17 protein-coding genes are annotated in these 19929 nt (G+C 56.9%); all 17 read right to left on the bottom strand.

What is annotated here, in order from left to right; genetic code table 11:
* Positions 1-5 precede the first annotated feature (5 nt).
* From rfbF to L2W58_RS02515, 17 genes are read right to left on the bottom strand one after another with little or no spacing between them, the layout of a single operon-like run.
* Entirely contained in the window at positions 6-779 is a 774-nt protein-coding gene (rfbF, locus tag L2W58_RS02595) for a glucose-1-phosphate cytidylyltransferase (protein WP_236101456.1), read from the bottom strand.
* Entirely contained in the window at positions 776-1846 is a 1071-nt protein-coding gene (locus L2W58_RS02590) for a glycosyltransferase family 10 domain-containing protein (RefSeq protein WP_236101455.1), read from the bottom strand. Before L2W58_RS02590 ends, rfbF begins: the two co-directional genes overlap by 4 nt.
* Positions 1843-2862: a glycosyltransferase family protein gene (locus tag L2W58_RS02585; protein WP_236101454.1), complete on the bottom strand. Its 1020-nt coding sequence runs from the start codon at positions 2860-2862 to the stop codon at positions 1843-1845. The genes L2W58_RS02590 and L2W58_RS02585 overlap by 4 nt, the downstream gene beginning before the upstream one ends.
* On the bottom strand, positions 2849-4240 hold the full coding sequence (locus tag L2W58_RS02580; RefSeq protein WP_236101453.1) for a mannose-1-phosphate guanylyltransferase/mannose-6-phosphate isomerase: 1392 nt from the start codon (positions 4238-4240) through the stop codon (positions 2849-2851). Before L2W58_RS02580 ends, L2W58_RS02585 begins: the two co-directional genes overlap by 14 nt.
* Complete coding sequence (locus tag L2W58_RS02575) at positions 4237-5421, bottom strand: DegT/DnrJ/EryC1/StrS family aminotransferase (protein ID WP_236101452.1); 1185 nt, start codon at positions 5419-5421, stop codon at positions 4237-4239. Before L2W58_RS02575 ends, L2W58_RS02580 begins: the two co-directional genes overlap by 4 nt.
* Entirely contained in the window at positions 5414-6355 is a 942-nt protein-coding gene (locus tag L2W58_RS02570) for a GDP-L-fucose synthase family protein (protein WP_236101451.1), read from the bottom strand. Before L2W58_RS02570 ends, L2W58_RS02575 begins: the two co-directional genes overlap by 8 nt.
* Positions 6352-7446 carry a GDP-mannose 4,6-dehydratase gene (gene gmd, locus L2W58_RS02565; RefSeq protein WP_236101450.1) on the bottom strand — a complete coding sequence of 365 codons (1095 nt, stop codon included), beginning with the start codon at positions 7444-7446 and terminating at the stop codon, positions 6352-6354. Before gmd ends, L2W58_RS02570 begins: the two co-directional genes overlap by 4 nt.
* Entirely contained in the window at positions 7443-8468 is a 1026-nt protein-coding gene (locus L2W58_RS02560) for a glycosyltransferase family 4 protein (RefSeq protein WP_236101449.1), read from the bottom strand. The genes gmd and L2W58_RS02560 overlap by 4 nt, the downstream gene beginning before the upstream one ends.
* The gene (locus L2W58_RS02555) at positions 8465-9634 is read right to left on the bottom strand and encodes a mitochondrial fission ELM1 family protein (protein WP_236101448.1); all 1170 of its coding nucleotides are present in this window, start codon (positions 9632-9634) and stop codon (positions 8465-8467) included. The genes L2W58_RS02560 and L2W58_RS02555 overlap by 4 nt, the downstream gene beginning before the upstream one ends.
* Positions 9624-10841 carry a nickel pincer cofactor biosynthesis protein LarC gene (gene larC / locus L2W58_RS02550; protein ID WP_236101447.1) on the bottom strand — a complete coding sequence of 406 codons (1218 nt, stop codon included), beginning with the start codon at positions 10839-10841 and terminating at the stop codon, positions 9624-9626. The genes L2W58_RS02555 and larC overlap by 11 nt, the downstream gene beginning before the upstream one ends.
* Complete coding sequence (kdsB, locus tag L2W58_RS02545; protein WP_236101446.1) at positions 10838-11566, bottom strand: 3-deoxy-manno-octulosonate cytidylyltransferase; 729 nt, start codon at positions 11564-11566, stop codon at positions 10838-10840. The genes larC and kdsB overlap by 4 nt, the downstream gene beginning before the upstream one ends.
* Before the next feature lies 1 nt (position 11567).
* The gene (locus L2W58_RS02540) at positions 11568-12782 is read right to left on the bottom strand and encodes a hypothetical protein (protein ID WP_236101445.1); all 1215 of its coding nucleotides are present in this window, start codon (positions 12780-12782) and stop codon (positions 11568-11570) included.
* Positions 12783-12810: 28 nt separating this feature from the next.
* Positions 12811-14136, bottom strand: a complete 1326-nt coding sequence (locus L2W58_RS02535; protein ID WP_236101444.1) for a 3-deoxy-D-manno-octulosonic acid transferase — start codon at positions 14134-14136, stop codon at positions 12811-12813.
* Entirely contained in the window at positions 14075-15082 is a 1008-nt protein-coding gene (locus L2W58_RS02530; RefSeq protein ID WP_236101443.1) for a KpsF/GutQ family sugar-phosphate isomerase, read from the bottom strand. Before L2W58_RS02530 ends, L2W58_RS02535 begins: the two co-directional genes overlap by 62 nt.
* The gene (gene kdsA, locus L2W58_RS02525) at positions 15079-15939 is read right to left on the bottom strand and encodes a 3-deoxy-8-phosphooctulonate synthase (protein WP_236101442.1); all 861 of its coding nucleotides are present in this window, start codon (positions 15937-15939) and stop codon (positions 15079-15081) included. The genes L2W58_RS02530 and kdsA overlap by 4 nt, the downstream gene beginning before the upstream one ends.
* Positions 15908-18187 carry a tetraacyldisaccharide 4'-kinase gene (gene lpxK / locus L2W58_RS02520; RefSeq protein WP_236101441.1) on the bottom strand — a complete coding sequence of 760 codons (2280 nt, stop codon included), beginning with the start codon at positions 18185-18187 and terminating at the stop codon, positions 15908-15910. The genes kdsA and lpxK overlap by 32 nt, the downstream gene beginning before the upstream one ends.
* Entirely contained in the window at positions 18187-19929 is a 1743-nt protein-coding gene (locus tag L2W58_RS02515) for an ABC transporter ATP-binding protein (protein WP_236101440.1), read from the bottom strand. Before L2W58_RS02515 ends, lpxK begins: the two co-directional genes overlap by 1 nt.

Below are 19929 nucleotides of genomic sequence, written 5' to 3'. Positions count from 1 at the left end.
ATCCGTCACCATATCTTCCACGGTGCCTGTCCAGTCTCCCAGGCTTCGTCGAGCTTTATCTTGTCCCTCAAGGTGTCCATAGGCTGCCAAAAGCCTCTATGTCTGTAGGCCATTAGCTGGCCGTCTTTTGCCACTCCCTCGAGAGGAGCCCTCTCGAGGACCGTGTCGTCGTCTCCCAGTCGATCCAGGAAGCTCCGTTCAAGGACGAAGAATCCGCCGTTTATCCAGCTTCCGTCACCTTTGGGCTTTTCCTGGAAACCGCTGACCGAGCCTTTTTCGTCCATGTCCAGAGCGCCGAACCGACCGGCTGGCTGAATCGCCGTTACGGTAACGGTTTTTCCGTGGGAGCGGTGAAACTCCAACAGCCTGTCTATTGGCACGTCGCTCACTCCGTCGCCGTAGGTGAGCATAAAGGTCCCCTCCTCCAGGTAGGGGGCCACCCTTTTGACCCTGCCTCCTGTCATGGTGTTCAGTCCCGTGTCCACCAAGGTTACCTTCCACGGCTCGGCGGCGTTGGAGTGTACCGTGAGCCGGTTGGAGTCACGAAAATCGAAGGTGACGTCGGACATGTGGAGGTAGTAGTTGGCGAAGAATTCCTTTATGACCTGTCCTTTGTAGCCCAGGCATACGACAAAATCGTCGAAGCCATAGTGGGAGTAGATCTTCATTATGTGCCACAGTATGGGCTTTCCTCCTATCTCGATCATGGGCTTGGGCTTCAGATGGGATTCCTCGCTTATCCTGGTTCCAAAGCCCCCTGCCAGAATGACTACTTTCATGGTTTGTCCCCCTCTTTAGCTAAGTCCGGCTCTATGCCCTCTATGATGGCGTCGGCAAAGGCGTCTAGGCTGAAACGGTTCGATAGTGGCCCTGTGAGGAAGGTCGACGCCCCTTCTAAGTAGCCTCGGTATTCGTCCTCCGACATGGAGACAAGGTATCGATAAAGCTCCTCGTGAGAGCCGTAGGCCCTCCTGTCCACGTAACACTCAGACGGTATGACCTCCTGAACGCCCTCCCACCCCATGTACACAGGAACTATGCCTGAGAGGAAACAGTCGAAGATCTTCTCGGTGATGTAGCCCGGTATGCCCTGGGCGTTTTCGTAGCATATGGAGAAGCCGTAGTTCGGCAGGGTTTCTCTCTTGGAGGAGGCTATCCCACGATAGCAGGAGAATTTCTCCCATAGGTCCCCTATAGGACCGATGGGCCGTCCCCGCAGCTTTCGACCTATGGTCTTTACCGTTTCGGCAACCTTCTTTAGAGGGGTGGAGTTCCAGCCAGGGCCGTATAGGTCCAGTTCATCAGGGTGGTGCTTTTCAAACCACCGGATGGTATCCCTTCTGCTCGAGTATAGCTCCCTCCGGTCTGAGCTCCATTTATTCCCCGCCATGAGGACACAGAGCTTTTGCCTGTCTTTTTTTGAGGGCACCTCCACAGGTGGAGTCAGGTCGTTGGGCCACATGTAGGGTATATACCTTGGACCACCATCCTGCTTTGAAAAGACATTACGGTTCCAGGTGAATACGGCATCGAAGGACCGGTGTTTTTCCCTGTCCCAGTTATCCCTTATTATGACTTCCGACTCGAATATGGCCAGATATCTGTGTCCTCCATAGCCCCGGCGATCCAGCTCTTTCATGAACTTACCCTGGTAGTCCAGAAAGAGGTATCCCCAGGTGTCCTCAGGGGATACCATGTCGTAGGTGGATAGGGATACACCCATGCCCTTAAGCCTCTCCCTGAGACGGCGAAGGTGGGCAAGACAATCGTCCCTGTTTAAGGGGCTGTCGGGGTCGAAGGCCCTGTTTTGGCCGTAGATCGACGGCATGACTATGGCGAGATTCAAAACGACACCCCCAGGTTTTTAAGTCCTTCCAGTATGACCGCCCCAAGATGGTAGTCCCTTTTTGCCCTGCGGTAAGCCTTTAGCTTCATGGACTCCCTCCGCTTTTCATCGAGAAGATAGTAGGATATTTTCACCGCAGCTTCCTCCGGCGAGGTGAACAGGTCTATTTCGTCTCCTATGGAGAAGTATCTCTCAATCCCTGGGGCGTAGCAGGACAGCTCAAATCCTCCGAAGGCCGGAATCTCTATGTTTCTGGCCTTTACCTGCTCTTGGTTTTTGCCGGACCGGAGGTATCTTAGGGCGTTCACCGGAGAGGAGAGGACGAAACGAATGTCGTTGTTCCTGCTGTTTGAGAGGTTGAGGTTTATCCTGGATTTAAGCATGATGTCCATCACGTCCTGGTCAGAGACCCTGCCACCTTTCCAGCCCGATCCGAAGCAGGCCACAGGGGATCCGGTGAGAGCCTCTATCCTCTTTATCCACCACCTACGGTTTCTGTCCGCTCCTCCTATGAAGGAGACGTCAAAGTCGTACTTTACATCATGCAAGGACGATTCTTCCGCAAAGTCCCTTATACCCCAGGGGACCCAGACCGCAGGTATGGCCCTTTCCCTGTATTTAGGCAGGGAGTAGAGGTCCACGGTCATGGCTCCGGACAGGTGAGGAGCCCTTTTCGAGGAGTAGTCATCAAACCTCCACTGGTCATCGCAGAACCAGTTGACCACGAAGGACAGCTCTTTAAGCCTATCCAAGGTCTGACAGAGAATCTCGTCCCTCATGGTTATGGTGAAGACCACGTCAGGATGCTCTTTTTCGACGAAATCCACTATTCTGCCTTGGAGGCCCTCCAGGTCCTCGGGGTAGCCGTTCTCCTCCAGCCAAAAGGGAGTTACGTCGGCGAAGTCGCATATAGCGGGAAAGAAACGCCCTCTCTCCAAGGACGGGCCCCTTTCGGGAAGGCCGTAGTCGTAGGACAGGAGTAACGTCGTTATTTTAGGCCTCCTAGTTTCGTCCATTAGGTTCGCCTTTTATCCTCACAATATCGTCCTCCCCCAGATACGGCCCGTTTTGGACCTCTATTATCTCGAGGGGAATCTTTCCGGGGTTTATGAGCCTGTGGAGCTGGTTTTTCTGTATAAAGGTGCTTTCCCCTTCGTGAAGGTAGAAGGTCTCTTCATCCCTCTCGACCTGGGCTGTGCCTTTTACCACTATCCAGTGTTCCGTCCTGTGGTGGTGATACTGGAGGCTCAGGGCCTTTCCCGGGTGGACTGTGATTCTCTTTACCTTTATGCCGTCCCCTTCGTGGAGGATTCTATAGTCTCCCCATCTCCTGGCGCTTTCGGGGGCCTGGGTTATCTCCGGTCTGGACCGCTCCTTCAGTGTGGCGACTACGTCTTTGACCGATTGGGATGTCCCCCTAGGGGCTATGTACAGGGCGTCGGCTGTGTCCACCACCAGCAGGTCTCTGACCCCCGACAGGGCTATGAGCCGTCTGTCCCCTTGGACCAGGCACCCTTCCGACCGATCGGCCAGGACGTCCCCTTTTAGGACGTTGCGGTTGCCGTCTTTTTCCCCCTGCTGGTAGATGGCGTCCCAGCTCCCCAGGTCGGACCAGCAGGCGTCCAGTGGGACCACCGCCACGGAGGAGGCCTTTTCCATTATGCCGTAGTCTATGGATACGGAGGGAAGGTCTTTGAAACCCTCGATCATGGTCCTCTCCCCGCCTTCCATGAGTTTGGCTATCTCCGGGAGGTGTTCTTTGAAGGAGTGTATCATGTCTCCGGCCCGAAAGAGGAATATCCCGCCGTTCCACAGGTACTGGCCGCTTTGGACGTATTCCTTTGCTTTTTTCAGGTCCGGCTTTTCGACGAACCGGGATACGTCGTGCCAGCCTCCCCGGTCTTCGCCTTTTTTTATGTAGCCGAATCCGGTCTCCGGAGCGTCCGGAACTATTCCGAAGGTGACCAGTTTTCCCTCTTCCAGAGCCAGCAGCCCCGTTTTCAGGGCGTCTTGGAAGGCTTTTTCGTTTTGGATTATGTGGTCGCTGGGACAGACCAGGACCGGCGTTTCCCTGGTGGCCCCTTTTTCCATCAAATGGGCCAGCCCAAGGGCTATGGCGGGGGCGGTGTTTCTGCCTTCCGGCTCGAGGACGTGTATGTTTCCTTTCAGGCCTACGTCGGAGGCCTGAAAGGCTATCTGGCTGTCCCATCTCTCCCCTGCCACTATTTTTATGCCCTCTTGGCCGCAGAGGGGCAGAAGCCTTTTTATGGTGGTCTGGAGGAGGCTGTGGTCTCCCGCGAGTTTCAGAAACTGCTTGGGGACCTCTTCCCTTGAGAGGGGCCACAGTCTGGTCCCTCCTCCTCCTGCAAGTATGAGGGCTTTGATCTCGGTCATTTTCCTCCCCCCAGTATGTCCTCCAGGATGGAGAGTTCCTCCTGGCGATAGTCCGGGTGGTTGCCGCAGTAGAGGCCGCAACGGTGGATAAAGTCGGCGTCTTTAAGTTCTCTGGCGATGGGGACGTATTTGCCGTAAAAGGGCTGTCTTTGGATGTTGCCAGCTATTAGAGGCCTTATCTCCACCCCCGCTCGCTCCAGTTTTTCGCCGTATTTTTCCCTTAGCTCCGGGGTCTTGCAAAGTATGGGTATGGCAAAGTTGGAGAGGACCGTCAGGTGGTCTCTCTTTAAGGTCAGGAGGTCTGGGTTGGACTTTATGGCCCTCTCCACCCTTAGGTAGTTATCCTGTCTTTTGAGGACCGAGGCAGGGAGGTGAATCAGCTGCTGTTGGCCCAAAAATCCGGTTATCTCCGTCGGCCTGAGGTTGTAGCCCAGGTCGTAGAAGGTGTATTTGGCGTCCAGTTCGGACTGGACCCGGTATTTCGCCCTGATGGTGGCTTTTTCCTCTTCCTCCAGGTTTCTGTCCCAGCCGTTGGCACGGACGAGTTTAAGCATGGCGGTGAGCTCAAGGTCGTCGGTGCAGATCATGCCGCCTTCGATGGTGGACATGTGGTGGGAGACGAAGAAGGAGAATGTGGAGGCGAGGCCGAAGTTGCCGAGTTTCGTACCCTTAAGCTCTGATCCCAGGGATTCGCAGTTGTCCTCTAGAAGGATTATTCCCTTTTCCCGGCAGATGTCCCGGACGACGTCCAGGTCTCCAGCAAAGCCCAGGGCGTTTGTTATGAATAGGGCTTTCAGGGGGTGGTCTTTGAGGCATCTCTCAAGTTCCTCGGGCTCGACGTTCAAGGTTTCCCTGGAGCAGTCCAAGGCAACAGGGACCATGCCCAGCTGTATTATGGGCATGGTGTTGGTGGACCAGGTGACGGCGGAGAAGCCTATGAGGTCTTCGTCTTTCAGTCTGCCCATGTTTTTCAGGGCCTGGAGGAGGGCCAGGTTGGCGCTTCCTCCGCTGTTGAAGAGCACCGCCCTGTTTCGCCCCTGATATTCGGCGAAGCTTTCCTCGAATTTGCGGCATTCGGCCCCCATGCTCAGGATTCGGGCGTCCAGGACGAATTTGGACAGGGTTTTTTTTGTCTCCTCCTCCCGGAGGAAGGTGTTTTTCACCAGAGGGACTTTATACACCGCTTTGTCTCTCCTCTCTCAGCTTTTCGTATTGGTCTATCATCCGGGCGATTCCCTCGCTCAGCGGTATCCGGGGCTCGAAGCCCAGTCCTCTGAGTTTCGAGACGTCCAGCCGTTTTATTGGCATTCCGTCGGGTTTGGTTTTATCCCATAGTATCTCTCCGTCGTAGGCCACCGCTTTTTTGATCTCCTCGGCCAGGCCTTTTATGGAGATGTCCTCTCCGCTGCCCAGGTTGATTATGTCCGGGCTGTCCCATTTTTCCATGAGGAGGGTGACGGCTCTGGCCATGTCGTCGACGTGGAGGAATTCCCGTCTGGCGCTGCCGGTTCCCCACAGGGTTATGGTGGGGGCTTTTTCCCTCTTTGCCTCGACGAATCGCCTGACCAACGCAGCTATGACGTGGGAGTGGTCTGGGTGGAAGCTGTCTCCCGGGCCGTAGAGGTTGCAGGGCATGACGGAGAGGCCCTTTATGCCGTACTGTCTGCTCAGGTACTGGACGAGACGGAGGCCCGCTATTTTAGCCAGTGCGTAGCCTTCGTTGGTGGGCTCCAATGGGCCTGTAAATAGGTATTCCTCCTTCATGGGCTGAGGGCATTCCCGAGGGTATATGCAGGAGCTTCCCAGGAAGACCAGTTTTTTTACGCCGTTAAGGGCGGCTCCGTTTATGACGTTGTTCTGGATCTGGAGGTTTTCGTAGAGGAATCCGTAGGGGTCCGCCATGTTGGCCCCTATCCCTCCTACTCTGGCTGCGGCGAGGATGACGACTTCGGGACGGTTGCCCCGAAAGAAGTTTTCCGTGGCGCTCTGGTCCAGCAGGTCCAGCTCTTCGTGGGTTTTGGTTATTATGTCTTTGGCCCCTCGGCCTTCGAGGGCACGGACGATGGCGCTGCCGGCCATTCCCCTGTGTCCGGCTACGTATATCCTATCGTTCATGACAGGTCTTCTATGGCGGGACAGATGGTATATCCTGCGTCCCGGCAGAGGATGTCTTTTTTGAAGAGTTCCAGGTCGTGGGAGACCATTTCCCGTACGAGTTCGGTAAAGGAGGTTTTTCTCTCCCAGCCTAGTACTTCTCTCGCCTTTGCGGGGTCTCCCAGAAGGAGCTCGACCTCGGTTGGCCTGAAGTATCTGGGGTCCACCTCGACCAGGATTTTTCCGGTGGAAGGATCGAATCCAACTTCGTCCACCCCTGTTCCGCGCCACTCCATGGGGATCCCGACTTCTTTAAAGGAGAGCTCCACGAACTCCCTGACCGAGTGGGTTTCGCCTGTGGCTATTACGAAGTCGTCCGGGGTTTCCTGCTGGAGCATGAGCCACATGGCCTCGACGTAGTCTCTGGCGTGGCCCCAGTCCCGTTTGGCATCCATGTTGCCCAGGTATAGTTTGTCCTGGAGTCCCAGAGATATCCGGGCCACGGCCCTGGTTATCTTTCTGGTGACGAAGGTCTCTCCCCGAAGGGGCGATTCGTGGTTGAAGAGTATTCCGTTGCAGCCGTAGATACCGTAGGCCTCCCTATAGTTGACGGTGATCCAGTAGCCGTAGAGTTTGGCGGCGGCGTAGGGGCTTCTTGGATAAAAGGGTGTGGTCTCCCTCTGAGGGATTTCCTGGACCTTGCCGAACAGCTCGCTGGTGGAGGCCTGGTAGAAACGGGTGGTCTTCTCCAGCCCCAGTATGCGAATGGCCTCCAGGATGCGAAGGACTCCCAGTCCGTCGCCGTTGGCGGTGTATTCCGGGGTCTCGAAGGATACCTTGACGTGACTCTGGGCCGCCAGGTTGTATATTTCGTCCGGCTTTATCTCCTGAAGCAGACGGACTATGTTGGACGAGTCGGTCAGGTCTCCGTAGTGGAGGATAAGGCCTCTTTTTTCGTCGTGGGGGTCTCTGAACAGATGGTCTATCCTGCCGGTGTTGAACAGCGAGGACCTCCTCTTCATTCCGTGGACCTCGTAGCCTTTGTCCAGTAGAAATTTAGACAGATACGCTCCGTCCTGGCCGGTTATTCCGGTTATAAGGGCTTTTTTCATGACGGTTCAACCTCTTTTCGTCTTCTGACTTCGAGATATAGGTCCTCTATTTCCTCCGCCATATCGGAAAGAGAGAGATTCCTTCTGACTTCCGAAAAAACGGCTTTACCGTCCAGATAAGCCTCGAGAGCGTCGCTCCAGCGTTCTTTATTCAATGGGATCATTGCATTAGGGGGCAAGCTCTCTTTGAAGGCTGGAAGGTCCGACGCTATAAGGGGAACTCCCATGGTCAGAGCGGTCAAAAGGACCAGCCCCGCTCCCTCGCTTCTGGATGGGAAAAGACAGCAATCGCACCGGGCCATCAGGTCGACCACGTCGTCCCTGTATCCCAGAAAGTCTATCCTGTCGCCCAATCGAGCCGAGGCGATCTTCTCTTTAAGCTGAACCTCCAGGGGCCCCTCGCCGGCTACGTCCAAAACCCAGTCGTCTCGATCCGTCATGGATAGAAGGACATCTATCAGAAAGTCTATTCCCTTTACACTGGTCAGGCGACCGACGAAGAGAAAACGAAAGGGCCCCTTATCGTGGTGAGGAGCCCATCGAACGCCCGGATCGACTATGCCGTTTTTTATGACAGTCGACCGCCGGGGAAGCCAATCTCTCTGGTGATCCTTCACCGCCTGAGATACACAGATGGCGCCGTCGGCGTGACGGTATGGGATCAGGCCGGCGTTCAGCGAGTATATGGCGTGACAGGTCACGACGAAGGGAACTCCGGACAGAACGGAGGTCCACCAGGCCACCCAGGCGGGGACCCTGGAATGAGCGTGAAGGATATCCCATTTTCCGGATCGGGCCATAATAGCCAGTCTCAACGCACAGAGGCCGCCGGTAAAGGGCTCTTTTACGTGTATGGGGAGCTTTATATGGATGACCTCGGGATGCAGTTCCGACGTCATCCGTCCGCCGCCGGACACCACCGTGACCTGGTGGCCCGATCTGGCCTGTTCGGAGGCCAGGTCCACCACGTGACGCTCCACCCCTCCGATGTCCAGCCCCGGCAGGAGGTGTACTATCCTCATTTCCAGTTCTCCAATATCCAATCGGCGGCCCGACGGGCTTCGTTGAACTCCGGAGCCTTGCCGACAGGTCGGTTCAGCATAGGACGCCAGGCCATGACGTCCGAGGGCATCTCGGTTAAAAGCCCTCGTTCAACGAATCTATCTATCATTCTATCGAACCTGGGGGTTCCCCATGAAAACCTCTCCGGCAGTATCTTCCATTTTATGAGGCGTACCGTAAACTCCTGGGCAAACCGTCTCCATCCGGGCTGTCTTCCCACCCTCAGGAGGTACACCTTGGATCCCGAGGTGGCGGCCTCGGATATCATCGACACGGAGTCCTCGGTACAGAATACCCTGTCGCAGGCACCGAGAATTCCCGGGACGGGATTTTCGTCGCTCTCCGAGGCGAGAAGTAGCATGGACACCCTGTCGTTGTCCTTACAGATCTCCCTTATGCGTTTTTCCGTCTCCAAAGAGGTGCGTCTGGATGTGGTGATGTAGAGAGACAGTCCTCTTTCCTCGGCTATGCGAAGCAATACCCCTACGGTCATGTCCGCCCAGGTGGCGTCGAGCCGGTAGTTCTGGTCATCTCCACCGACAAGGACACCCCATTTTTCCTCTGATCCGGGATGATCTCTCAGGAGTTTTTCCGCCGATCTCTCCAGATCCTCCGGGCTGACGAAGTTCGGAGCTCCCAGGGTTTCAATGGCGGAGCCTCCGCATATTCCGTCGTGGCTCGGAACCACGCCGTAGTCGAAGGGCTCGACCCCTATGACCGAGGGGGTCATAACCACGCAGGATTTTCCCCCCATGACCTTTGAAAGGGCAAGACAGAATGGAGCAGCGGAGCTGCCTGTGGAGATCACGAGACTGTCCGAACCGGACAGGCCCCTCTCGTCCAGGGCCTTGCGGTAGCACTCCAAGAGAGCCAGTCCTTTTTCTCCGGTCCAGTGAAGCCATCGTCTCGTTCCGAGTCTGTCCAGTTTGGGAAGCCTTCGGCCCAAAAGTTTGAGCAGCAAAGCCCTCCTGCCCCCTCCGTATTTCGGCACGTCCATCCTTACGATATCGGCACCGGTGTTCCTCGATATCCATCTTGCTATGCCCTCGCTCTGGTGCAGGTGACCCCTTATCCCGTCCGAGAGGATCAACACAAGCGAAGGGCCGTCGGATCTGTCATTTTTCATCCGTCCATACCCCCAGTTCTGACGTAAGTCTGTCTCTCAACTCCATCAAGGGTATGGTATGTCTTTCCGATATGTCTTTCAAGTCGTCGTATTCGATGGTTCTCTTCACTATCCTGTCTCCCCAGTAGGCTTTTTTCAGCCTGACCGGCCCGAGGGACGTGAGCTCCATCGTTTCCTCTCTTCTCAGGGTGTATCGGTTCTCCCTGCGGCATCGAAGCCCTATGGTGGAGGTGTTTTTCAATATGATCTCGGCACACCGTCTTTCCAGTTCAAGAGAGCACACGCAGGTTATTCTGGTTCCCGGACGCTGTTTTTTCATCATGATCGATGTCAGAAAAACGTCCCAGGCTCCGGCGTCGAAGAGTTTTTCCATGGCGGAGGCGAAATCCTGGGGGTTCATGTCGTCCACGTTGGCCTCCAGGACGACGGCTTCCCCGGGAATCCAGGGAAGTTTTTCGTCCTCTTCCTCTTCCAGCAGGGTTATCCTCAGGGCGTTGGGAAGCTCGGTGTCCTTGTCCCCCAGGCCGTAGCCTGTGGCGACTATGCGGCCGCTTGGAAGAGAGCCGTAGGATTCCACCGAGGTCTTCAGTATGAGGGCTCCTGTGGGGGTGGTCCTCTCCAGAGGGTCCCCCTGAGAGATAACCGGTATTCCCTCGAGAAGCCTGGCGGTGGCGGGAGCAGGAACGGGCAGAACCCCGTGGGCGCATTTCACCGTTCCGGAACCGACGTTGACCGGCGACGAGACTACCCTATCCGCCCCGGCCATGTGCAGTGCCATAAAGGATCCTACTACATCCACTATGGAGTCCACCGCTCCGACCTCGTGAAAATGTATGGACTCGAGATCGACCCCGTGGACCGAGGCCTCCGCCTGAGCCAGCATCCGGAAGGCCCGTTCGGACCTGTTCTTGACGTTTTCCGGCAGGGAGGACCTTTCCAGTATGGACAGTATGTCCGAGAGATGTCTGTGACAGTGGCCGTGGTCATGACCGTGATGATGATCGCCGGAATGGACCTCTACCTTGAAATCGGTGCCGGAGATTCCCCGTCTAATGCCTTTTTCTATGGAAAGACCGTAGTCGTCCAGATCCAGTCCTTTCATGGCCGAGATGAACTCATCTTTAGAGAAGAGTCCCAGGTCGATCATGGCACCTATGAACATATCCCCCGCTATGCCTGCGAAGGGCTCCAGATAGAGGGTTCTCATGACATCTCCTTTTCCAATTCTTTTCTAGCCCACAGAAGGTCCGAATCGGTGTCTATGCCGGGGGCGTGTCTTCCCCGTGCCACAGGGACCATTATGTCGTAACCGTGTTCGATCGCCCTGAGCTGTTCCAGCGATTCGCTCTCAGACAGAGGGGTGGGTTCCAGGGAAATGTATCTATCCAGAAAATCCCTCCTGTAGCCGTATATTCCCAGATGACCATAGACTGTTGCGCCGGAAACTCTTCTGTATGGAATGGGAGACCGGCTGAAGTAGAGGGCTCTGTCCGCCTGGTCCACCACTACCTTGACCCTGTTGGGGTTGTCTATCTCCTCCTCCGACAGAGGATACCTGAGGGATACCATAGGTACCTCCGGGTTTTCACAGAGACAGAGACCCACCTGGTCCACCAGGGCGGGATCCATGAAGGGCTCGTCTCCCTGGACGTTGACGACTCCGTCGCAGGAAACGCCCTTTATGGCCTCGGCCACCCGGCAGGTGCCGTTGGGATGGTCCGGAGAGGTCATGACCGCCTCTCCGCCGAAGGAGCGGACCGCCTGGGCGATCCGCTCGTCGTCGGTGGCGACCATGACCCGGCTTATCCGACCGGCGGACATAGTCCTCTCGTAGACGTGCTGTATCACCGGCTTGCCTCCCAGGTCGCAAAGAGGCTTGCCGGGCAGACGGGAGGAGCCGTAACGGGCCGGTATTACCGCAACTATCTCCATGTTACGACCGAGAGAGGCGGTATTCCCCCGCCTTGGCTCTCATCCTGGCGGGATCTATGGGACGGACGTTCTCGACGATCCACTCTCTCATGGCCTTTCCTTCCTCGGTCTCCTGCTTGTAGCTCATAAAGTCCAGTTTAATGCCCAGCTCGTCGGCGACCTTTAGGGCCATGACCGGCCAGATCTCGCCTATGTCGCCTATCACGGGAATGCTTCCCTCGTGGCGGGCGAAGGCGGACATCTCCATCCTGAAGGGTATGCCGGAGATCTTGGTCTTGGGAAGCCCCTTGTCTATGGCCTCCTGGATCCTGGCGTTCTCCCTCTGCTGGTCCTGGGCCTTTCTGAGGTTTTCGTCCAGGTCTATACGGATGAGGGTCTTTTCCCTGAGGTGATAGGTGTGGAGTCCCTTCCACCAGGCCCATATGCCGTGACCGGTGTAGTTCTCGAAGGGGCCGTCGTGGAGCTCCTGGGAGAGGGCTATGGCCGACTCTATTATTATGTCGGCGTCCTCCAGCATCCCGGCCAGTCTCATGCTGCGGTTGGATATGGGGATGCTGTCTCCTATGGCGAGACCGATGTTGCCCCCTCCCACCATCTGGGGGATGCTGACTATCACGGGAAGCCCCTTCTCGGCTCCTATGCCTATCATGGTCTTGCGGTCCGCCCCCCATCCGGCGACGGTCTCGAAGGGGAGGCCGTAGGCTCTGGCTATCTCCAGTATCTCCGAGGCCAGGGTCTCGTTCCAGAGCCCCATTGGGTAGGCCATGTTGCCAGCCGCCTTGACCACGTCGTGACCTTCCACCTCGTCTTCCTTGGACAGAAGGTCCTCGTCCAACACCATTTCCCTGCGAAGGGCTTCTCTCTCCTCGTCGGTCATCCTGGTGAACTCGAAGACGTTGCCTCTGGGCATCTTCTCCTCCGGCAGGCCGAGCTGAGAGGCGTCGCACATCTTTACCCTGTCCAGGGAACCGGCCATCTCGTGGCCTATCACGGCGGAACTTGTGGTGACTCCGTCTATTATTCCCTTGTCCATGAGCTCGGCTATAAGGGTGGTGACTCCCTCGTGGATGTTGGGGCCGCTGCCGGAGGCCACGACTATCTTACCGCCCTTTTTCTTGACCTCCACCATTTTGGCCACAGCGTCGTCTACCGCCTTTTTGGATCTGTCGTCCAGGTTGGCGTAAAATCCGTCTATGAGCTCTCTGTTTATCGTCATGATTGAGTCCCTCCCGATGTAGGTTATTTTAGTTTAGATAGGGAGCCACTATCTCCCAGGAACGGTCTGCCGCCGATTCGAGACCTTGAAAATAGTCTCGACAGTCGGCCTCGACCTTTTTTCTACGTCTGCCATCCAGATCTCTCAGAAACGCCGTTGCCATGGTATCCTCGTCGGATATCATGGTACATATCCCCATCTTTACCATGCTATCAGTTGCCTCCACGAAGTCCTCGTAGTGAGGTCCCTGGCAGAAGGGCACCCCGAAAAGGGCGGCCTCCATTATGTTCTGTCCGCCTCTGGGGGCTATGCTGCCCCCGACGAAGGCACAGTCCGCAACGGAGTAGAGGCCGAAGAGCACCCCTATGACGTCCACCACCAGGGTGCGCCATCCCGGTTCGATGCGGCTGTATAGGCTGACCGGCCCCAGATCCGACGCCAATCGGGCTATGCGGCGGGATCTCTCGGGATGTCTCGGCACGATTACGAGCCTGGCTTCGGGATAGCGGTTCAGCACCTTCCGGAAGGCCTTAATAACTATTTCGTCCTCGCCGGTGTGGGTGCTTCCGGCCAGGACGATCGGGCCTCCGTCTCCCAAGGTCGCAAGAATTTCGTCTTTGTCCAGTTCGGCCTTTCTCTCCATCAGGGCGTCGGCCTTGCAGTCTCCGGTTATCTCTATTTTTTCCTCTTCCACTCCCAGATCGATCAGTTTTTCCATGTCCGACCGGGATCTCACCATCATTCCGGTGTAGCAGGAGAGGACCTCCCTCCAGAAGGATCTGAAACGCCTCATGGACAGATAGGTTTTGTCGGAGAATCTGCCGTTGACCATAAAGGCAGGCACGCTCCGACGGCTCATCTCCCAAAGCATCCCCGGCCAGATCTCCGTCTCAACCGTTACGTAGACCTTGGGACGAAGCGAGTTCAGGGCCCTGTTCAGCACGACGGGGCTGTCCCAGGGATAGGATATCACCCTGTCGGGAACACCTTGTAGCAATCGTCCCGCCATCTCCCTTCCGGTCGGGGTTATGGTGGACAGTATTACCGGACGCTTTCCCAGAGCTACCCTGGCCCTCCTCAGAAACGGAGCCGCCGACTGCACCTCCCCCACCGACACCGAGTGGACCCAGAGGGGCCTGCCTCTTTTTCTGAGTTGGGACAAAAGCGAGGGAGCGTATATTCCCCGTCTCTCCTCCAGGCCTACTCCGGCGTATTTACGTTGCAGCCAGGGAGATGCCAGAGCGAAGCCGATAGCGGCGGCCCCTCTATAGAGTTGCAGCGACAGGGACATCTCAGGATAGTCCGGCCTGAAGAAGCTCGTGAAGGTGGACCATGCCCACCGGTCGGTCTTCATCGGTTATTATGAGAACCGAGACCTCGACGTCCTGCATTATACGGACCGCCTCCACCGCCAGATGGTCCGGCCCTATTGTCCTGGGGCCCTCGGTCATGACGTCCGAGATGTTCTCCTCCAGGGCGGAGACTCCCTGTCTCTCTATGAGCCTTCTCAGGTCTCCGTCGGTGAAGACTCCCACCAGGGTTCCCTGATCGTCCACTACGGTGGTGGCTCCGTAGTTCTTGCTGGTTATCTCGAAGAGAGCCTCCTTGACCGCCACGTCGGCCTTGACCACCGGCAGCTTGGGACCGGACCCCATAACGTCTGACACCTTGAGCAGAAGCTGACGGCCCAAGGCTCCGGCCGGGTGGAAAAGAGCGAAGTCCTCCTTGCGAAGGCATCTCATCTCCGTCACGACACCGGCCAGAGCGTCTCCGATGGCCAGCTGAACCGTGGTGCTGCTGGTTGGGGCCAGGTTGAGAGGATCTGCCTCCCTTTCCACCGAGGCGTTCAAGACCACGTCGGCACCCTTGGCCAGAGGCGATTCGAGGCTACCGGTTAGGGCTATGACCGGAGCTCCCAGACGTCTGAAGAAGGGAATGAGCTTGACCACCTCGGAGGTGGTGCCGCTGTGGCTTATGAGAAAGGCCACGTCCTCCCGACGGACCATTCCCAGGTCCCCGTGAGCCGCCTCGGCAGCGTGGAGGAAAAAGGAGGGGGTGCCGAGGGACGCCAAGGTCGCGGCGATCTTTCTGCCTATGTGCCCCGATTTTCCAAGACCGGAGATGACCAGCCTTCCTCGACATCCCTGCACGATTCGAGCCGCCTTGGCAAGCTCTGGTCCTATCCTGAAGGCCGCTTTTTTTATCTCCTCCGCCTCCTCCAGAAGGACCTGTCTCCCTATCTCGACCAGTTTCTCGTCGTCGAAGACGGGACAATCCCTCTCGCTGGGAAGACTCATCATTTCCCATCGCCCTCCCAACCCAGGGAGAATATACCCAGGTCGGACTTGACCAGGTCGTCCAGGGCCTTTATGCCGGTAAGGATGTCCTTCAGCCTGTCCAGGGGAACCATGTTGGGACCGTCGCTGAGGGCCTCGTCCGGGTTAGGATGGACCTCCAGAAAGAGAGCGTCTATCCCCAGCCCCACCGCGGCTCTAGCCAGAGCGGGAACGAAACGTCGATCGCCGCCGGAGGTATCACCTCTGCCACCGGGCATCTGAACGCTGTGGGTGGCGTCGAAGACGACGGGGCACCCCATGGATCTCATTATGGGAAGCGACCTCATGTCGACCACGAGCTGACCGTATCCCATGGTGGTTCCCCTCTCGCAGAGCATGACCTTATCGTTTCCCGCCTCGCTGCACTTGCTGACGACCGCCTTCATGTCGTAGGGGGACATGAACTGTCCCTTCTTGATGTTGAGAGGTTTTCCCGTTTTCGAGGCCGCTACCAGTAGATCGGTCTGACGACAGAGGAAAGCCGGAATCTGGAGGACGTCGGCCACCTCCGCTACCGGAGCGGCCTGCCAGGGCTCGTGTATATCCGTTATGACCGGTACTCCCAGGGTCTCCTTGATCTCCGAGAGCCAACGAAGGCCCTTTTCGAGCCCCGGGCCTCTGTAGCTGTGTATGGAGGTCCTGTTGGCCTTGTCGTAGGAGGCCTTGAATATGTAGTTCAAGCCCAACTCTTCGCAGATCTCCTTTATCCTCTTTCCGGTCTCCATGGACAGTTCAAGACTCTCCAGTGAGCACGGACCGGCTATGACGGCCAAAGGACCGTCCCCTATTCTAACTTTGCCGATCTCTATCTCGGTAACCATGGGATCTCTCCTCTCCTCGATTCTCCAGGGATTCCTTTAATCTGGAGTAAACCTCGCAACGGACGGACCAGCCCAACACTCGGGAACAGTAGCGAACGACGCTGTCCAGGGCACCGGGGGCTCCAAGTCTTCTCCTCCCCGCCTCCGCCATGGTGCGGGCCAAAGTTTCGTCCGATAGGACCAGGAGTACGGCCTCAGCCAATCTCTCCGGATCCGCCGACACGAGCCATTCGGCCTCTCCTAGCAGTTTTTGCTGAACCAACTTTCCCTTTTCCAGTATGGAGACGACCGGAACTCCCAACCCGGCACAGACCTGATTGGCCGTTCCTCCCAGCCCAAGCAGGACATGAGCTCCTACGGCGACCTCCGCCACAGGTCCTCGATGAATGTGGACCTCCACCGAGTTCGGTCCCTTCAAAATCCGTCCGTCCAGGGTCCACCCAGGACATCCCCGAGCCATTTTACGAAGATCCAGGGTCGGAGCCAGAACCGCCACGAAACGGCAGTTCCTCCGAGTCGCCATTATAACCACCGACTCCAAAAGCAATCGAACGTCCTCGTAGGCCCTGTTACGGCTTCCCGGGAGGATAAGGACTCGATCCCCCTCGGAGGGCCAGGAGAAGTCGCCCTCTTCATTATCCCCTATAAGGTCCATTATTGGATTGCCCTGGAAACGAGCGGACACGCCGGCTTTCGAAAGATCCTCGGCGGTCTCCTCGTCTCTGGTCCATACGGTCCTGGCCCGTCCTCTAAGTAGAGCCCTCTCCGCCATCCAATGACCGTGAAGGTAGTTGGTCTTGGCCGTGGCTATCAAAAGGGGAGACTGCCCCTGTCCCCACAGGGTATGAAGCAACAGATAAACGTCACCGACACACAGGGGGGTGCGAATGCAACCGCTCCTCTTCCTCCATGCCTCCAGCTGTCTTCGGATATGACCGAACAGTCCGGAGCGGACGTCGGCAATCAGATCCGCGATACGGTATTTTATGACTCCTCCCGTCGGGGTCACCGAAGGAGACGAACCGACCTTTATTCCCCTTTGCAGATATTGCTCTCCCCTTCCTACCAGGGGGAAACCTGTGACCTCCGCCACAGGAAACGCTTCCCTTACCTTTCGGGCCAGAAGGGAGCCCATGGCGTCCTCGCCGTATCCGTTGGAGGCCACCACTACCTTAGGCCTGAGTCCGTCGGTCACGGCCATCCAGAAACGGTCTTCGTCCTCCACCTCGGTCTCCAGAAAGGGGACCATAAGGGGAAAGGGGGGCTTCCATCCCCTGGGTAGGTTGTAGACGTCCTTTTCCGTACAGGCCACCCCGAAGGCACCAGACGACCTATAGATCTTTTCGATCCTCTTCAGATCCTCCGAGGTATATCTGTGATGGTCCTTGAAACGGACTTCATCGAGAACATCCACTTCCTGCCCCGACAGGGTGGAGAGGAAGCTCCCGGGGTTGCCTATGGCGGAGAAGGCGACCATGGACCTCCCCGACGGTTTTTGTACCTCCTCGAACCCAGAGCCGTTCCAGAGACACCAGCGTTCTATCCTCAGAGAGGATCTGAAAATCTTTCGTCTAGGGACCACTCGACACAGCCGGTCGTAAAGCCTTTGAACCGCCTCGGGAGATCCCTGGTCCACCTTTGTTATTACCACTATGTGGGCCCGTCTCAGGCTTTCGACCGGTTCCCTGAGGACGCCTCCCGGGACCAGCCTGCCGTTGCCGAAAGGACAGGCTGCGTCGACCAGAACGATGTCCAGATCCCGCCCCAGCTTTCTGTGCTGGAAACCGTCGTCTGCCACCACGATCTGAACCCCTCTTTTGCCCAGGGCCCTGATGTCTCCGAATCGATCCCTGGACACAGCCACGAAGATCTCAGGAAGCCTGTTGGACAGCAGAAGGGGCTCGTCCCCTACCCGGTTTCTATCGGCCTTGCCCCCTCTGAAGACGTGGGGGCCCTCGGTGCTCCCACCATATCCTCGACTGACTATCCCGGGTCTGAGACCTCTTTTAGAAAGTCCTCTGGTTATCATCTCGACGAAGGGAGTTTTATTCGTCCCTCCGAGGGTCACGTTGCCCACGCTTATAACCGGAAGAGGCGGTTCTTTAGAGGAATATATCCCTCTATCGAAGGCCCAGTTTCTCGACCTGACGAAGACAGAGGCCAGCCAACCCAACGGAGCCAGACACATCCAGGGAGAAAGTTTCTTCTCTCCCTTGGCGTGTGCCAGATAGCTTTTGAAAAGCACCATCACCGCCGCTCTCCGTGCTGTATGGCGTAAAGCCTGCTGTAGGGTCCGTCGGAGCTGGAGAGTTCCGAATGGGTTCCATCCTCCACGATCACCCCGTTCTTCAGGAACAATATCCTGTCGGCCCCCCTTATGGTGGAGAGTCTGTGGGCTATTACAAAAGAGGTTCGACCCTCCATTGCCCTGTCCATAGCCTTCTGAATGGCCTGTTCCACCTGGGCGTCGAGGGAGGATGTGGCCTCGTCCATTATGAGTATCCTAGGATCCCTGACTATGGCCCTGGCTATGGCTACCCTCTGTCTCTGCCCTCCGCTCAGGGTGACTCCCCTCTCGCCGATCTCCGAATCGTATCCCGATGGGAGGGACTCTATGAACTCCGATATACCCGCTATCTCGGCGGCCTTCACTATCTCCTCATCCGTCGCGTCGTCGTAGCCGTAGGAGATGTTGTAACGGAAGGTTCCCTTCATGAGGATCGGATCCTGGGGAACCACTCCGATCTGACGACGCAGGGAGGTAAGGTCCAGCGATTTGACGTCGTGTCCGTCTATCTCCACCGAGCCCTTCTCGGGATCGTAGAAACGCTGAATGAGGTCCACCATGGTGGACTTTCCTGAGCCGGTGGATCCCACCACAGCGACGGTCTCTCCTGGTTTCACCGAAAGGGAGATGCCCTTAAGGACCCACTCGTCGTCGTAGCGAAACCAAAGGTCTCTAAAATCCACCGCCCCCTCGACGGGGCTGAGGACGACGGGATTTTCTGGCTGTTCCACCCTTTCCCTGTTGTCCAGAAGCTCGAAAATCCTCTCGGCCGATGCCAGACCGTGCTGAAGCTGGCTTATAACCCTCGTAAGGACCGTCACAGGATGGGCCATGAAACCGAGATATCCCAAGAAGGCGATGAGGTCGCCGGGGGTCATCTCGCCGTCCACGACGGACCGGCCACCCAGCCAGAAGATGGCGGCCAAGGCGGTTATTAGTAGGACCTCTACGGCACCGGACAAGACAGCGTTGACCTGGGTCCCTCTCATGAGGGCCTTGAAGTTGGCCATGTTCTGTCGTTCGAAGCGGAGACGTTCCTGATCCTCCGTTGCGAAGGCCCGGACTATGCGGATCGCCGACAGGGCTTCCTCCGCCAGGGCGGAAAGACCGGCCAGGTTCTCCTGGATGTCGTGCCCCACCTTTCTGAGCTTTTTAGAGGCCCTGTCTATCACCCACACCGTGAGGGGAAGCACTGCGAAGGTCACCAGGGTAAGCCGCCAGTTTATGTATATCAAAAAACCGAGCATGCCGAGGGTGGTCACTCCCTGAACGACCAGGTCCACCACGGCGTTGGTAACGGTGGACTGTAACACCGTGGCATCGTTGGTAACCCGGGATATTAGCTCTCCCACCCTATGACCGTTTATGTACTTGAGGGACATATACTGAGAGGCCCTGTAGGCCTGAAGTCTAAGGTCCAGCACAACCCTCTGGCCGACCCAGGTCATGAGGTATTTCTGACCGTAGGACGCCACCCCCTTCACCACGTAGACAGCGACCAGGGTCACAGCGACCACGTTGAGCATGAACAGATCTTTCCTTATAAGGACGTCGTCCACCACGTTTTTCATTAGCCAAGGGGGAACGACGGCACATCCTGAGACCACGAACATGCAGAAGAGAGCCGACGCTATACGTTTGGTGTAGGGTTTTGCGTAGGAGAGGACTCTAAGGTAGATCTCCATGGAACGGGACGGCTTCAT

The sequence above is a fragment of the Dethiosulfovibrio faecalis genome (assembly GCF_021568795.1).
Classification (GTDB): Bacteria; Synergistota; Synergistia; order Synergistales; family Dethiosulfovibrionaceae; genus Dethiosulfovibrio; species Dethiosulfovibrio faecalis.
The sequence above is the reverse complement of the archived record's forward strand: the minus strand, read 5'-3'. Positions and strand labels throughout refer to the sequence as shown.

What these genes read in the sequence shown, in the direction of transcription:
- L2W58_RS02560 (WP_236101449.1), bottom strand. Translation starts at nt 8,468, where the DNA reads ATGAGGATAGTACACCTCCTGCCGGGGCTGGACATCGGAGGGGTGGAG.
- lpxK (WP_236101441.1), bottom strand. Translation starts at nt 18,187, where the DNA reads ATGGTGCTTTTCAAAAGCTATCTGGCACACGCCAAGGGAGAGAAGAAA.
- L2W58_RS02570 (WP_236101451.1), bottom strand. Translation starts at nt 6,355, where the DNA reads ATGAACGATAGGATATACGTAGCCGGACACAGGGGAATGGCCGGCAGC.
- L2W58_RS02580 (WP_236101453.1), bottom strand. Translation starts at nt 4,240, where the DNA reads ATGACCGAGATCAAAGCCCTCATACTTGCAGGAGGAGGAGGGACCAGA.
- kdsB (WP_236101446.1), bottom strand. Translation starts at nt 11,566, where the DNA reads ATGGAGATAGTTGCGGTAATACCGGCCCGTTACGGCTCCTCCCGTCTG.
- L2W58_RS02530 (WP_236101443.1), bottom strand. Translation starts at nt 15,082, where the DNA reads ATGATGAGTCTTCCCAGCGAGAGGGATTGTCCCGTCTTCGACGACGAG.
- gmd (WP_236101450.1), bottom strand. Translation starts at nt 7,446, where the DNA reads ATGAAAAAAGCCCTTATAACCGGAATAACCGGCCAGGACGGAGCGTAT.
- L2W58_RS02585 (WP_236101454.1), bottom strand. Translation starts at nt 2,862, where the DNA reads ATGGACGAAACTAGGAGGCCTAAAATAACGACGTTACTCCTGTCCTAC.
- L2W58_RS02555 (WP_236101448.1), bottom strand. Translation starts at nt 9,634, where the DNA reads ATGAAAAATGACAGATCCGACGGCCCTTCGCTTGTGTTGATCCTCTCG.
- L2W58_RS02540 (WP_236101445.1), bottom strand. Translation starts at nt 12,782, where the DNA reads ATGACGATAAACAGAGAGCTCATAGACGGATTTTACGCCAACCTGGAC.
- L2W58_RS02515 (WP_236101440.1), bottom strand. Translation starts at nt 19,929, where the DNA reads ATGAAGCCGTCCCGTTCCATGGAGATCTACCTTAGAGTCCTCTCCTAC.
- rfbF (WP_236101456.1), bottom strand. Translation starts at nt 779, where the DNA reads ATGAAAGTAGTCATTCTGGCAGGGGGCTTTGGAACCAGGATAAGCGAG.
- larC (WP_236101447.1), bottom strand. Translation starts at nt 10,841, where the DNA reads ATGAGAACCCTCTATCTGGAGCCCTTCGCAGGCATAGCGGGGGATATG.
- L2W58_RS02535 (WP_236101444.1), bottom strand. Translation starts at nt 14,136, where the DNA reads ATGAAGACCGACCGGTGGGCATGGTCCACCTTCACGAGCTTCTTCAGG.
- kdsA (WP_236101442.1), bottom strand. Translation starts at nt 15,939, where the DNA reads ATGGTTACCGAGATAGAGATCGGCAAAGTTAGAATAGGGGACGGTCCT.